Source organism: Salibaculum sp. (assembly GCF_035270045.1).
GTDB lineage: Bacteria > Pseudomonadota > Alphaproteobacteria > Rhodobacterales > Rhodobacteraceae > Salibaculum.
Genome location: NZ_DATFIP010000004.1, coordinates 76,417 through 90,803, shown reverse-complemented (window position 1 = coordinate 90,803; position 14,387 = coordinate 76,417). Strand labels below are relative to the sequence as shown.

General features: G+C 64.3%; 11 protein-coding genes. 3 read left to right on the top strand and 8 right to left on the bottom strand.

Going from position 1 to position 14,387, the window contains the following annotated elements; genetic code table 11:
• Window positions 1-571 precede the first annotated feature (571 nt).
• Window positions 572-1,516 (top strand): hypothetical protein, encoded by a 945-nt coding sequence (locus VJ897_RS01120; RefSeq protein WP_324052432.1) that lies wholly within the window; start codon window positions 572-574, stop codon window positions 1,514-1,516.
• 309 nt (window positions 1,517-1,825) lie between these two features.
• On the opposite strand, the gene VJ897_RS01115 is transcribed toward VJ897_RS01120, so the two are convergent.
• The 4 genes from VJ897_RS01115 to VJ897_RS01100 all read right to left on the bottom strand — a co-directional run bounded on the left by VJ897_RS01115 (window position 1,826) and on the right by VJ897_RS01100 (window position 6,547).
• Window positions 1,826-3,004, bottom strand: a complete 1,179-nt coding sequence (locus VJ897_RS01115) for an SAF domain-containing protein (RefSeq protein ID WP_324052430.1) — start codon at window positions 3,002-3,004, stop codon at window positions 1,826-1,828.
• 61 nt (window positions 3,005-3,065) lie between these two features.
• Complete coding sequence (locus VJ897_RS01110) at window positions 3,066-3,389, bottom strand: GMC oxidoreductase (protein ID WP_324052428.1); 324 nt, start codon at window positions 3,387-3,389, stop codon at window positions 3,066-3,068.
• 192 nt (window positions 3,390-3,581) lie between these two features.
• Window positions 3,582-3,893 carry a hypothetical protein gene (locus VJ897_RS01105; RefSeq protein WP_324052426.1) on the bottom strand — a complete coding sequence of 104 codons (312 nt, stop codon included), beginning with the start codon at window positions 3,891-3,893 and terminating at the stop codon, window positions 3,582-3,584.
• 344 nt (window positions 3,894-4,237) lie between these two features.
• Window positions 4,238-6,547 carry an adenosylcobalamin-dependent ribonucleoside-diphosphate reductase gene (locus VJ897_RS01100; RefSeq protein ID WP_324052425.1) on the bottom strand — a complete coding sequence of 770 codons (2,310 nt, stop codon included), beginning with the start codon at window positions 6,545-6,547 and terminating at the stop codon, window positions 4,238-4,240.
• An 87-nt stretch (window positions 6,548-6,634) separates the two neighbouring features.
• Between VJ897_RS01100 and VJ897_RS01095 the strand changes: the two genes are divergently transcribed.
• Complete coding sequence (locus VJ897_RS01095; protein WP_414706641.1) at window positions 6,635-7,090, top strand: DUF1489 family protein; 456 nt, start codon at window positions 6,635-6,637, stop codon at window positions 7,088-7,090.
• A gap of 35 nt (window positions 7,091-7,125) precedes the next feature.
• On the opposite strand, the gene hisG is transcribed toward VJ897_RS01095, so the two are convergent.
• Genes hisG through hisS form a run of 3 tightly spaced genes read right to left on the bottom strand, consistent with a single transcriptional unit; the run spans window position 7,126 to window position 10,450 of the window.
• Window positions 7,126-7,818: an ATP phosphoribosyltransferase gene (hisG, locus tag VJ897_RS01090; RefSeq protein WP_324052423.1), complete on the bottom strand. Its 693-nt coding sequence runs from the start codon at window positions 7,816-7,818 to the stop codon at window positions 7,126-7,128.
• Complete coding sequence (locus VJ897_RS01085; RefSeq protein ID WP_324052421.1) at window positions 7,815-8,906, bottom strand: ATP phosphoribosyltransferase regulatory subunit; 1,092 nt, start codon at window positions 8,904-8,906, stop codon at window positions 7,815-7,817. The genes hisG and VJ897_RS01085 overlap by 4 nt, the downstream gene beginning before the upstream one ends.
• Window positions 8,903-10,450, bottom strand: a complete 1,548-nt coding sequence (gene hisS / locus VJ897_RS01080) for a histidine--tRNA ligase (protein WP_324052419.1) — start codon at window positions 10,448-10,450, stop codon at window positions 8,903-8,905. The genes VJ897_RS01085 and hisS overlap by 4 nt, the downstream gene beginning before the upstream one ends.
• A gap of 110 nt (window positions 10,451-10,560) precedes the next feature.
• Here hisS and VJ897_RS01075 point away from each other — a divergent pair, with 110 nt between their 5' ends.
• Window positions 10,561-10,764 (top strand): SlyX family protein, encoded by a 204-nt coding sequence (locus VJ897_RS01075; RefSeq protein ID WP_324052417.1) that lies wholly within the window; start codon window positions 10,561-10,563, stop codon window positions 10,762-10,764.
• 4 nt (window positions 10,765-10,768) lie between these two features.
• Here VJ897_RS01075 and dnaE read toward each other — a convergent pair whose 3' ends face one another.
• Window positions 10,769-14,278: a DNA polymerase III subunit alpha gene (dnaE, locus tag VJ897_RS01070; RefSeq protein WP_324052415.1), complete on the bottom strand. Its 3,510-nt coding sequence runs from the start codon at window positions 14,276-14,278 to the stop codon at window positions 10,769-10,771.
• Window positions 14,279-14,387: the final 109 nt, after the last annotated feature.

Genomic DNA, 14,387 nt, shown 5'->3' with positions numbered 1-14,387 from the left:
GACACAGCGGCAAGATGCCCGGTTTTCAAGCAATACGCCCGGAACATGTGCGCCGTATGAACGCGCTTGGCGCGGCCCGCGCCGGGGGGCTCAGGTCCAGGTGACGGTCCCGTTGCAAAACCCCACCTTCTCGATGCCCTTTGCCCTGCGGAAAACGCGGGCGATGTCGCTGATCAGCGGCGCGTCCGTCGCCGATCAGACCGCGAGGGTGCGATACCGTTCCGAGGCCCGTGTCGTGTGTCATACCCGGGCCACATCACCATCCAACTGGCATAGTTCCAAGCCCGCCGGCCCCGCCGTCATGCACGTGACCGTGACCAGGCCCGCCACTGGAATCGGCCACCGCAGACGTCCCTCCGCCGCATCGACAAAGAAAATCTCGGCCCGAAGTGACGTGGATTCACCGCGCGCCCCAATCAATCCGTGCGAAATCGCGACGAAGGTTGAAGCGGTAGGCGACAATCACTTGATCCGCGCGCCGTTTCAGGCAAATATTCCCCCAATTGGCATCTTGTTTGAGGAATGTCAGTAGATAGAAAAGCAAAATGAATCGGATTTTTAATTGGCGACCATGCAGTTGATATTTTTGGTCCCGTCAAATGCCAATGCCTGGAGCAGCACTCTGCTGCGGGGCAATCAGCTATGCGATATCTCGCGTCGTTACCTTGGGGATAAATTTGAATGCAAGGCTTTGCGAATGCCCTTGTCTGGCAAACGTCACCCAAAACGAGCTTTCACGACAGGTCATCAGTTGGCATGGATGGCGACATGCCCACGCGATGCAATTTATTTTGTCACCAAACAGTGCATGGAAAGGCTTCATCCAGTTTCTATCGAAGTGTTGAGGTGGCGCGCCAAGGGCGTTTTATTCGATTACCTTGACGCGGACTTGGAGTCAGTCTCGATGCGGGGAGCTGGTATTCATGTTTGCGCAAGCAAAGCACAGTATCAATACATGGAGCGCACACAGAGGCTCTCGAACTCGGGCTCTGTAGCTTTCCTTCCTCATGGTTATGATTGTCGGTTGCCGAGGTGTGCGCCAACCACAGGTCCGGTGCGCACTGCCTACTGGGGCGCATCCAAAAATACTTACATCCCGGAAGCGATCAATAATAAGATATATTCGATTGATGGAACGGCTGAGCCTACCACTGACACATTGAATAGGCTTTCAAAATACAGGCTTCATTACTGCGTGAGAAAGCCCTGCGTCGATATTGGAAAAACAATTTTCAAGCCACTCACCAAAGCAGCGAATGCTGCCGCTTGTGGAGCCAATATCATCATCAATCGCGATGCTTATGACGCAGTTGATCTTCTTGGTACAGATTACCCTTATTTCGTAGACGCCAACGATGATATAGACATATACAATGTACTTGAGTCTGCGATACATGGCACAGATAGCCCGGAGTGGTTAAAAGCCCGCAATATAATGAACTCTTTGGCTGCACAGCTGTCACCTGAGAGTATAGCACGGCAACTGGATACGATACTTCAGCCCTTAGTAGAATAGCATCGGCATTTGGCACCCGTTGCCGCGCCGTGACGCGGCGTGATGTCCCAACCGGGAAAGACCACCGGCAGATCTGCGGGGTCGGCTCCGACCCAGCCGTTCATGACGCGCGCGCAATCGGCGTATCCGGTGAAGACCGGGCGGCGCGCGGCCCCGGCACGAGGCGCCGTTCCAGGCGACCACGGGCCCGTACCGCCGCCGGACGACGCGCGAGCGCTTTCGCCTGCCCGACCCTGAATTGATGAAACGCAAGCGCCCCGACATCCCGTGGGACAGGTCCGAGCCCAGGCACCGGCACCCGACATTCGTCTACATCACCGAGACAGAGGATGGCGCCGGGTAGACTTGTGCCGCCAGTTCCGCCGCCAGTCCATCGGTCAGTTCCACGTCGTCCCAGGTCAGCACCTGGCCGCGCGTCACCGGACGGCGCAGCACGCAGGCCTCCATCAGGCCGATGGGCATGTGATCGGGCATCTCGGCGAAACGCAGGGCCGTGCCGCGAAAATCGAAACTGCCAATGGCCCGTGCCACCCGATATCCGGACGGAAGGTCGCGCTTGGCAACCGCCCCCACCGACTGGGTCTGTTCCGTGCCCGCCGTCAGAAGCCCCCGCTGCCCCGACAGAAGCTGGTCCAGCGACACGGGCACTTCGTAGTGCCCCAGATGATAGGGGCGTTCGAGCATGTGATAGGGGCCCGTGCCCATCTTGTAATAGGCCAGGTGGCCCGGGTCCGACGGGTGCCGCGCAACCACGAAGACCGACCCACGCCCGCCCGGCTGCAACACGTAGTCCGAGATCGGGGCGCCCCCGGCCGGACGGGCCTCGGCCATCCGTGCCAAGCGCTCGGCCCCGTCGATCAGGGACTCTGACGTCGGACCGGCCAGCCCGGAACACAAGATTTCCGCGCCCAGCCCGTTGGCCACCAACGCTTGCTCGATCTGGACCTTGGTGCCGTCGGTGAAAGCCACGGTCGCGGCCAGCGAGATACCCTGCCGAGCAGCCCAACGGCGCATCTCGGCGGGGTCGGGATCGGGGTCGAGGAACCCCTTTTGCGATCCGTAGACAAGCGGCTCGAACCCCATCAGCAGGGCCTCGCGATGCAGGGCGGCCAGGCTGCCGGGCTGATCGCCCTGGGACTCGACCACCGTGCCGTACTCCGCGAAGGCCGCGCCGAGAGTGACCTGGAACTCGGCATTGAGGGTAAGCACAGGGACCGGGCGCGCCACGGCGGCGCGTGCCAACCGGGCCGCCCGCCCGACGGTGCCCGAGCACTCTATCACGACGTCGCAATCGTCCAGCAACTGTTCGGGATCTTGGCAGATCGGCAGATCGGGAAAGCAGGGCGTCACCTCGGCGGCGGGGCGATCCGTCAGAACGCCCGTGATCCGATAGCGTTCAGGCTGCGCGGACAATACCCGCACCAAGCCGGACGCGATGAACCCCGTGCCCGACAAACCGATGCGAACGCTGGCAGATCGCCTAAACACAACACTTCTCCCTTTCCCCAAGGTGACAATGCTGCCGGACCATTCACATGTCAAATTCTTGCTATGAAATCCGGCCCCGGGAAAGCACCGGGTCGATGAAGGTCGCCACCGCGTCGATATCGACCTGCCGCAGCGCAAGTTGCACGATCACCGTTGTCACTATCGCCGTCCCACCCCGCGGGATCACCGAGCCGCCGCAGACATGCAGATTGGCCAGGCCGTGCACCTTCAGGTCCGCGTCCACGACGTTGGTGGCCGGGTCACGCCCCGCAATGGTCCCGCCCGTGGGGTGCGCGTTCATCCTGACCGGCGCCGCCGCGTCCGAGGGGTCGCGTGGCGCCCCGAGATCAGCGCAGCGGCCCGTGGCGCAGGGGGCATCCCCCATCTGCCCAGCACCACGATGACGACAAGGGGCGTGTTTCCGATCACGCTGGCGGTATCCGATTAGGCCCGGAGGAATACCGTCGCGCGAAGCCCCGCAGCAATCAGGCGCCTTGCCGCCCTGACAGGAAGTGCTTCTCTCGCGGCGCGAATGCCAGTCCTGGGCCAAGGGTCAATGACCAACAGCCGATGACAGCTACAAGCGCGATCGCCGAGACGCGGGGCTTGGGTCGGCGGTCAGGCAATCCTCGTCATCGACCTGCAGTAGTCGGACAAGGTCTTTCCGCACCGCATCGGTGAGCGCATGAAGCTCGCCACAGCGGGCAGCCAGATCGTTGCCAGCTTTCGCTGCCTCTACGATGGCGCTGGCTCTGGTGGCCCATTTGCGCCCGCCCAGACGCTCGGCCGCGGCGACAAGGCTGTTACCCTCCACGCGCAGCCAGCGCATGAAATCGCTGGCCTTGTTCATGTGCCGGAGCAGGGCACGGATATCGGGAATGTGTTTCATGGGATCATCACTTTTCCTGGTGGAATGCGCGGGCCCGCCATGGGCCGCGTCAGAAGATCCCTGCTCCGGTCAGATGTTTTCGGTTCCGGCGTCCGCGTTACCGCCGGCACGGGGGTTGCCCGGCGCGGCCTCATCAAGAGGGCCGCGCCGGGCACACGTGCCGGTGTTGGCGCACAATCTTAGTCTGAAGGGCCAGATTTCAGAGGCCAAAATCTGCTTCTAAAAAGTCTAAGCTTCACAGAGCATTAAAGGCTCTGGCAAAACTCTCGCCGACGCGTGGCAGTAAAATCGGCCGATTTGGCATAACTATGCCCGCAACGACAAAAATACGCCCGCAATGACACCTACCCGCACTTGGAATAACCGCAGGCGGCGCAGGTCATGCAACCCTCGATCATTCTCATGTCGTAGCTGCCGCAGGACGAACAGGCCCTCTTGGGCTTCATGTTGACAACATCGGCCTGAGGGTCCGCCTTCAGGCCCAGCCCCTCGCCCGCCAGGAAGCCGATCGAGATCATATGCGTCTCGATCACACCCCCGATGGCCGCGAGGATCGAGGGCACGTAACGGCCGCGCATCCAGGCGCCGCCGCGCGGATCGAAGACGGCCTTCAACTCCTCGACGACGAAGGACACGTCTCCCCCGCGCCGGAACACCGCCGAGATCATCCGGGTGAGCGCGACGGTCCAGGCGAAATGCTCCATGTTCTTGGAATTGATGAAGACCTCGAAGGGCCGCCGCTGGCCGCCATGCACGATGTCGTTGATGGTGATGTAGATGGCATGTTCGCTGTCAGGCCATTTCAGCTTGTAGGTCGCGCCCTCAAGCTCGGTGGGCCGGTCCAACGGTTCGGTCATGTAGATCACATCGCCCGCGTTGGCATCGTCCAGCACCTCGGGCCGCGTCTCGGTCGGGGAGTCGGCCGGGGCGTCCTCTGCCTTGGTTCCCCCGGTCGACGATCCCACGGAAAGGACGCTGCCCGTCACGTCGTTGGGCCGGTAGGTTGTGCAGCCCTTGCAGCCCGTATCCCAAGCCTGCATGTAAACGTCCTTGAAATCATCGAAGGAAATATCCTCGGGGACGTTGATCGTCTTGGAGATGGAACTGTCCACCCATTTCTGCGCCGCCGCCTGCATGCGTACATGGTCTATCGGCGCCAGCGTCTGGGCGTTGACGAAATGATCGGGCAGATCGGCCTTCTCGCCGAACTTCTCGCGATACATCTGCACCGCGTAATCCACCACCTCTTCCTCGGTCCGGCTGCCATCCTTTTGCAGCACCTTTCGCGTGTAGCTGTAGGCGAAGACCGGTTCGATCCCCGAAGAGACATTGCCAGCGTAGAGGCTGATCGTCCCCGTGGGCGCGACCGAGGTCAGCAGCGCATTGCGGATACCGTGTTCGGCAATTTCGGCGCGCACGTCCGCGTCCATCTGCTGCATCGCGCCGCTGGCAAGATACCCTTGGGCATCGAACAACGGGAAGGGGCCCTTTTCCCTGGCCAATTGCACCGACGCCCGGTAGGCGGCGCGCGCAATCGCGTGCAACCAGCGTTCGGTCTGACGCGCCGCCTCCTCTGAACCATAACGCATACCGCACATCAGCAGCGCATCGGCCAGCCCCGTGACACCGAGACCGATCCGGCGCTTGGCCTCGGCCTCCCGCGCCTGGGCCTCAAGCGGGAAACGGCTGGCGTCGACGACGTTGTCCATCATGCGCACAGAGGTGGCAACCAGGTCGTCAAGCTCGGTCTCGTCGATCCCGGCATCTTCCTCGAAAGCACTGTTCACCAGCCGCGCCAGGTTGATCGAGCCCAGCAGGCAGGCGCCATAGGGCGGCAGGGGCTGTTCACCGCAGGGGTTCGTGGCCGCGATGGTCTCGCAATAATTCAGGTTGTTCATCTGGTTGATGCGGTCGATGAAGATCACGCCAGGCTCGGCCTGGTCATAGGTCGACTGCATGATCCTGTCCCAGAGATCGCGCGCCTTGACCGTGCGCACCACGGCACCATCCCAGAGCAGGTCCCAGGCGTGGCCGGCCTTGACCGCCTCCATGAAGGCATCGCTCACCAGGACGGACATGTTGAACATGCGCAGCCGAGCGGCGTCGGACTTGGCGGTGATGAAATCCTCGATATCGGGGTGGTCACAGCGCATGGTCGCCATCATCGCGCCCCGGCGGCTGCCCGCGGACATGATGGTGCGGCACATCGCATCCCAGACATCCATGAAGGACAAGGGCCCCGATGCATCCGCCGCCACGCCCTTGACGAGGGCGCCGCGCGGGCGGATCGTGCTGAAGTCATAGCCGATCCCGCCGCCCTGCTGCATGGTCAGCGCGGCCTCCTTCAGGCTGTCGAAGATGCCCGCCATGGTGTCCGGGATCGTGCCCATGACGAAACAGTTGAACAACGTCACGCTCCGGTCCGTCCCGGCCCCCGAGGTTATGCGCCCGGCGGGCAGGAACCGGAAATCATCGAGGGCGGCACGGAATTTCGGCTCCCACTCTGCCGGGTCATCCTCGACAGCGGCGAGGGCGTGCGCGACCCGGTCCCAACTGTCCTCGACCGTGGCGTCGACGGGGGCGCCATCGGCCTCTTTCAGGCGGTATTTCATATCCCAGATCTGTTCAGCGATCGGCGCGGTGAAACGGGTCATGGTCCCTCCGAAGGACAAGCGGACATCGGGTAGCAGAATCAACGAAAGACGCTTACCTTACCAAGTCTAGAGCGCCATGTGAACAACATGCGAACATCTGGGGTGGACGACGTGACCGCGAAACTGCATCTGCAAAAATTGTCAGTGGGCAGCGAGACTGTCGAAGCCATGGCGCGGTGGCAATCCCAAAAGCGCGCGCAGACGGCGGACGGATGTCCGTGTCACATCACCCGGATGCGGCCCAAGCGCGAGGCCGAGCTTTTGCAGGGCGGGTCGATCTACTGGGTTGTCAAGCGGCTGATCCAGTGCCGCCAGCGCATCTTGCGGTTGGACGAGGTGCAGGGGGGCGACGGCATCCGCCGCTGCGCCATCGTGCTTGACCCGCAGATCATCCGCGTGACGCCCGTCCCCAAACGCCCCTTCCAGGGCTGGCGCTACCTCAAGCCCGAGGACGCCCCCCGCGACCTGCCCGAGGGCCGCGCGCAGGAAGAAGACCTGCCCCCCGAGCTGAGCGCTGCGCTTGCCGAAATCGGGGTACTGTGAAGGCAGCGCAGGATTTTCTGCAAAATCCGGCCGCGCTAAAGGCCCAGCTTCGCGTCCAACGCCTGCAACGTCGCGCGTTGTGCCGGGGTCCAACCGCCGCGGCGGCCTCGGAACAGGGTGGCCTGGCTGGAATGGATCAGCCCGTCCGACAGGATCTTCAGACCGTTGGCGCGAAGGGTCTCGCCCGTCGAGGTGATATCGGCGATGGCCTCGGCGGTTTCATTGCGGATGGTGCCCTCGGTCGCGCCCTGGCTGTCGACCAGCTGGTAGTCGGCAACACCGTGCTGGCGCAGGAACTCGCGCACCAGCCGGTGATACTTCGTGGCGATGCGCAAGCGGTGTCCGTGGGCGGCGCGAAAGGCCGCCGCCACCGCGTCCAGGTCATCGAGCGTGTCCACGTCGATCCAGGCCTGTGGCACGGCGATCACCAGGTCCGCCCCGCCGAATCCCAGCGGCGCCAGTTCGCGCACGCGGCTGTCCCAGCCCGCAAGCTTCTCGCGCACCAGGTCAGAGCCTGTAACCCCAAGGTGGATGCGGCCCGCGGCCAGGTCGCGCGGGATCTCACCAGCCGATAGCAGCACCAGGTCGACACCCTCGATCCCCTCGACCGCGCCAGCGTACTCGCGTTCATCCCCCGACTTGCGCAGGGTCACGCCGCGGTCGGCGAACCAGTCGAAGGTCTTTTCCATCAGCCGTCCCTTGGACGGCACGCCCAATTTCAGCGTCATGCCCCGACCTCCAGTTCGGCCAGCAGTTCGGGGCGGATCACGCCGCCCACCGCCGGAACACCTGTGCCGCCACCCAGCACCGCGGTCAGCGCGTCATACCGCCCGCCGGTGGCCACCGGCGGCAGGTCCGGGCGGCTTTCAGCGTAGAACCCGAAAACGAAACCGTCGTAATACTCCATCGAGGTGCGGCCATAGCTGCCCTCGAAGGGCAGCGCTTCGACATCCACGCCCCGCGCGGCCAGCGCGTCCAGCCGCGCCGACAGCCCGTCAACCGCCGCACCGATGGCGGGCATGTCCACGGAAAGGTCGCGCAGGTAGGCCAGCACGTTGGGACTCGTCTCCGACAGCGCCAGCAGGGCGTCGATCAGCTCCAGTTCGGTGACCGAGATAGGGTCGGCCGCTGCATCCTCGCGCAGGGCCTCCAAGCGAAAGGCGATTTCTTCCGCGCTGCGCAGCCCCATGACGGGCGGCAAGTCGGCCACGGGATCAACCTGCGCCAGCAGGGCTTCACGGGCCGGCGGCACCGGGCGGCGGCCACCGAACCGGTCCAGCAACTGCCGGAACCTGCGCGGGCGCCAGAGATGACGCAGCAGCGCGGCCTTGCGCCGGTCGGTGGTGTTCAGGCCCAGCACGGCGGCGCGCAGGATGCCGATGTCCCCCGTCGCCGCGCGCAGCGGCGCATCGCCCAGCAGGCCCGCAATGGTGGCAAAGACCTCGGCATCGGCGCGGGGCCGGTCGCGGTCGAACAGCTCGTAACCGACCTGAAGCGATTCCGTTGCACGGGCCTCGTCCACCTCTTGCTGGCGAAAGACCGCGCCCATGTAGGTGTAGCGCGCAGGCTCTGCCCCGTCTTCCATGTGGCGGCGCACGATGGGAACGGTGAAGTCGGGGCGCAGCATCTGTTCACCGCGCAGCGGGTCGGCGGTGACATAGGCGCGGCCCCGGATATCCTCACCGTAGAGGTCCAGCAGAACGCTGGCCGGTTGCAGAATGTCGGCGTCAACGGGCGCCGCCCCGGCTGCGCGCAGGGCGGCAAGGCAACGCTCACCGATGGCGCGGCCCTCGGCGCGGTAGACGGAGCGTGTCACTGGCTCTGCCCCTTCAGGATTTCTTGCACTTTCGCAACCATCTGATCCCGCGGCACCTCGACCTGGCTGGGTCGGTCTTTCCATTCCTCGACACTGGCCGTCTCGGCGATCCGGGCCCCGAGCACCAGGTCCTTGATCTGGACGAGGCCCTTGGCCTTCTCGTCCGCGCCTTCGATGATGGCGACGGGGGACTGGCGTTTGTCCGCGTATTTCAGCTGGTTGCCAAAATTCTTGGGATTGCCGAGGTAGGCCTCGGCCCGGATGCCCGCGTTGCGCAACTCGGCCACCATTTTCTGGTAGTCGGCCATGCGGTCGCGGTCCATGACGGTGACGACAACCGGTCCCGTCGTTTCGGACTGCATCCGCCCCTTGGCGTGCAGCGCGGCCAGCAGCCGGTCAACCCCGATGGAAACCCCCGTGGCCGGCACTTCCTGCCCGGTGAAGCGCTTGACGAGGTCGTCATAGCGCCCTCCACCCGCCACGCTGCCGAACTGGCGCGGGCGGCCCTTTTCATCGGTGATTTCGAAGGTCAGTTCCGCCTCGTAGACCGGGCCAGTGTAGTAGCCGAGGCCCCGGACGACGGAGGGGTCGATGACGATGCGGTCGGGGCCGTAGCCTTGGGCGGCGAGGAGGTCAGCGATCTGTTCGAGTTCGGCGACGCCCTCCGCGCCCATCTTGCTGTCGCCAACGGCGGCGCGCAGGTTGGCCAGCGTCCCGGCCGCATCCGCGTCCTTGGACGTGAGGAAGGCAACCACCGGGTCGGCCTGCTCCGCGCTCAGCCCCACGCCGTCGATATAGGCGCCGGAGGCATCGAGCCGCCCCTTGCCCAACAACTCCCGCACGCCGGCCTCCCCGACCTTGTCGAACTTGTCGATGGTGCGCAGGACGGCATCAGCGATTTTCTCGTTATAGTGAAGCTCAATAGTAATATCTTGAATATCGTGGGGCGGACCGGAGGATTTGATCACGCCAGCCGCCTCCAATACCCCATTCAGCACCTTGCGGTTGTTCACCCGGATCACGTAGTCGCCGCGCGGGATGCCGACCTCTTCCAGCGTGTCGGCCAGCATCGCGCAGATCTCGGCATCGGCGGCCATCGAGGCGCTGCCGACGGTGTCGGCATCGCACTGATAGAACTGCCGGAATCGGCCCGGGCCGGGTTTCTCGTTGCGCCAGACCGGCCCCATGGCGTAGCGGCGATAGGGGGTCGGCAATTCGTTGCGGTGCTGGGCATAGACGCGGGCCAGCGGCGCGGTCAGGTCATAGCGCAGCGCCAGCCAGTCGCCGCCGCCACCGCCGGGCACATCCGCTTCCTGCCAGGCGAAGACCCCTTCGTTGGGACGGTCCACGTCAGGCAGGAACTTGCCCAGCGCCTCGACGGTCTCGACCGCGCTGCTTTCCAGCGCCTCGAAGCCGTAGCGATGGTAGACCCCGGCGATCTTGCGCAGCATCTCGGCGCGGCCCTCGACCTCGGCGCCGAAATAGTCGCGGAACCCCTTGGGCGTCACCGCCTTGGGGCGCTGGGCTTTCTTCTGCTTGGCCATGTCGGGATCCTTGCGCGGGTCACGTGTCGTCGCGCGTTTAACCCGGCCCGCGCCGGGGCGCAACGTATCGCCCCTTGGCAAGACGCCGGTTTCACCCTTATGTCACGCGCATGGAAGACCGCACCGCCCTTGAAGAGAAGGTCGCCCACCTGATGCGCACGGTGGATGACCTGTCAGACGTCATCGCCCGGCAAGAGGGCGAGATCGACAAGCTGACCCGCCGGGTCGCCCTGTTGATGGACCGCGAGGCCCAGCGCGACTACGATAGTGGCGCGGGCGTGCCGCTGGCCGACCAGAAACCGCCGCACTGGTAGGTCCTCAGACCTCCTGCACCTCGATCACGCCGGGCAGCGAGCGCAGCGCGCCCTTGATCTGCGGATTGACCGGAAAATCGCCAGGCAGATCGATGTCGACCTCGCCGGCCGCGCTGCGGGTGTCGACCGTGAAGGTAATCGGACCCCGCGCCCCCCGCGCCCCGCCGGACTTCGCATCCTCAAGAATCGTGGCGATGGTACCCAGCGGCTCCTCCTCGGCCAGGAAGACACGCAGGCCCGTCGCCCCCGCATCCGCCACCGCCGTGTCTATGGGCGCAACGGTGCGGCCCAGCAGCTTCAACTGGTCGGCCTCCAGCGTGGCCTCGACGGTGATGACGACCTGCGCGCCGGTTTCCAGATGGTCGCGCGCGACCTCCAGCGTGTCCGAGAACATCGTGACCTCGTAGCTGCCCGTCGGATCGGACAATTGGACGAAGGCAAAGCGGTTGCCACGCGCCGACTTGCGTTCCTGCTTGGCCGAAACGGTGCCGGCCATTTTCGCGACATGCGGTCCACGCTCGGCCCGGTCGGTGACCTCGTCGAGGGTCATGACCTTCTGTCGGCGCAGGGCCGGCATGTAATCGTCCAACGGATGGCCCGACAGGTAAAACCCCACCGCCTTGAATTCCTCGGCCAGCCGTTCGGCGGGCAGCCAATCCTGCACGGCCGACAGGCGCGGTTCGGGCAGGTCGTCGCCCGCCTCTCCGAAAAGCGACACCTGGCTTGACGATTTCTGATCCTGGACGGCCGCAGAATAGCCCATGAGCGGCTCAAGGCTTTCCAAAACCCGATGTCGGTTCGGGTCAAGCACGTCGAAAGCGCCAGAGCGCGCAAGCATCTCCAGTGGCCGTTTGCCGATGCGCTTGAGATCCACCCGGCGCGCGAAATCGAAAAGCGTGGCAAAGGGCCTGTCTTGCCCGCCCTCCTGACGCCCCGCGACGATCAGCCTCATCGCCTCGACGCCCACGTTCTTGAGCGCCCCCAACCCGTAGATCAGCGTGCCATCCTGCACGTCGAACATGGCCTGAGAGCGGTTCACGCAGGGCGGCGCCCAGGGCAGGCCGAGGCCCTTCTTCACCTCCTGGAAATAGACGCCCAGCTTGTCGGTCAGGTGGATGTCGCAGTTCATCACCCCGGCCATGAATTCCACGGGGTGGTTCGCCTTGAGCCAGGCCGTCTGGTAGCTGACCACGGCATAGGCGGCGGCGTGCGACTTGTTGAAGCCGTAATTGGCGAACTTGTCGAGAAGGTTCCACACCTCCACCGCCTTGGTCTCGTCCACGCCGTTTGCCTTGGCCCCCTCGATGAACTTGGGGCGTTCGGCATCCATGGCCTCCTGGATCTTCTTGCCCATTGCACGGCGCAGCAGGTCGGCGCCGCCAAGGGAATAGCCCGCCATTTCCTGCGCGATCTGCATCACCTGCTCCTGGTAGACGATGATGCCCTGGGTTTCGTCCAGGATATGGTCGATCGAGGGGTGCAGGTAATCGCGCTCGGATTGGCCGTTCTTGACCTCGCAGAACTTGGGGATGTTCTCCATCGGCCCGGGTCGGTAGAGCGCGACCAGCGCGATGATGTCCTCGATGCAGTCCGGCTTCATGCGCCGCAGCGCGTCCATCATGCCCGTGCTTTCCACCTGGAACACGGCCACGGTCTTTGCAGCGGCGTAGAGCGCGTAGCTCGCCTCGTCCTCCAGCGGGATCGCGTTGATCTGGTTCTCGGTCCCCGGTTCGGGGTCGTAAAGCTGGGTGCCGTCGGCGGCCTGGTGCAGCGGACGGCCCGATTTCAGGATCAGGTCCACCGCGTTCTGGATCACCGTCAGCGTCTTAAGACCCAGGAAGTCGAACTTGACCAAGCCGGCCTGTTCCACCCATTTCATGTTGAACTGGGTCGCGGGCATGTCGGATCGGGGGTCCTGGTAGAGCGGCACCAACTCGTCCAGCGGGCGGTCGCCAATGACAACCCCGGCGGCATGGGTCGAGGCATTGCGCAAAAGCCCCTCGACCTGCTGGCCATAGGTCAGCAGCCGGCCCACGACCTCTTCTTCCTTGGCGGCCTCGCGCAGGCGCGGCTCGTCCGCGAGGGCCTTCTCGATACTGACGGGCTTGACCCCTTCAACCGGAATCATCTTCGACAGCTTGTCCACCTGCCCATAGGGCATCTGCAACACGCGGCCCACGTCGCGCACGGCCGCCTTGGACAGAAGCGCACCGAAGGTGATGATCTGGCCCACCTTGTCGCGGCCGTATTTCTCTTGCACGTAGCGGATCGTTTCCTCGCGCCGGTCCATGCAGAAGTCGATGTCGAAGTCCGGCATCGAGACGCGTTCGGGGTTCAGGAAGCGTTCGAACAACAGCGAATAGCGCAGCGGGTCCAAGTCGGTGATCGTCAGCGCATAGGCCACGAGGCTGCCCGCTCCCGAGCCGCGCCCCGGCCCGACGGGGATGTTCTGTTCCTTTGACCACTTGATGAAATCGGCCACGATCAGGAAATATCCGGGAAAGCCCATTCCTTCGATGATATCCAGTTCGAAATCGAGCCGCTTCTGGTAGTCTTCGACGCCGGCCGCATGGGGGATGACGGCCAGCCGCGCCTGCAGCCCCTCGTTGGCCTGGCGGCGCAACTCCTGCACCTCGTCGTCAGCGAATCGTGGCAGGATCGGGTCGCGCGTATGGGCGCGAAAGGCACAGCGCCGCGCGATCTCGACGGTGTTTTCCAGTGCCTCGGGCAGGTCCGCGAACAGCGCCGCCATTTCGTCCTGCGTCTTGAAGTAGTGCTGGGACGTCAGGCGGCGGCGCGGTTCGTTCTGGTCCACGTAGGCGCCCTCGGCGATGCAGATCAACGCATCGTGGGCCTCGTAGATCTCCGTTTTCGGGAAATAGACATCATTGGTGGCCACCAGCGGCAGCCCCATGGCATAGGCCATTTCGACATGGCCGCGCTCGGATAGCCGTTCGGCCTCGGGCAAGCCGTCCTCACCCGGGTGGCGCTGCAATTCCACGTAGAACCTGTCACCGAAGATCCCGGCCAGGCGGGTCATCAGCGCCTCGGCCACCGGTCTTTGGCCCGACCGTAGCAACCGCCCCACCGGCCCGTCCGGCCCGCCCGACAGGCAGATGACATCCTCGCAATGAGCGGCCAGTTCATCCAGCGTGACATGGGCCAGCGCCCCGTCGCCGCGCAGGTAGAGACAGGTGTTGAGTTTCATCAGGTGCGCATAGCCGCGCTCGGACTGCGCCAGCAGAACCAGCGGCGCGGGCGGCTCGGCGCGTTTGCCCGGCTCGGGGTTCATGTAGCGCAGATCGACCTGGCAGCCGATGATGGGCTGGATTCCCGCCTTTGCGGCGGTTTCTGAGAATTCCAGCGCGCAGAACAAGTTATCCGTATCGGTGACCGCCACGGCGGGCATGCCGGCCTCGGCCGCCATGCCGGGCAGTTTCTTCACCGGGACCGCGCCTTCCAGCAGGGAGTATTCGGTATGGGTGCGCAAATGGATGAATCGGGGACTGCTCATGAGCACCACGTTAGGCGCCCGGCGCGGCGGGGTGAAGATCGAGCGTGGCATTTGAAGCGGCAAAATACTTGGCCGAATGACGCACTGTCTTGAACGGCCCCAGCAGACG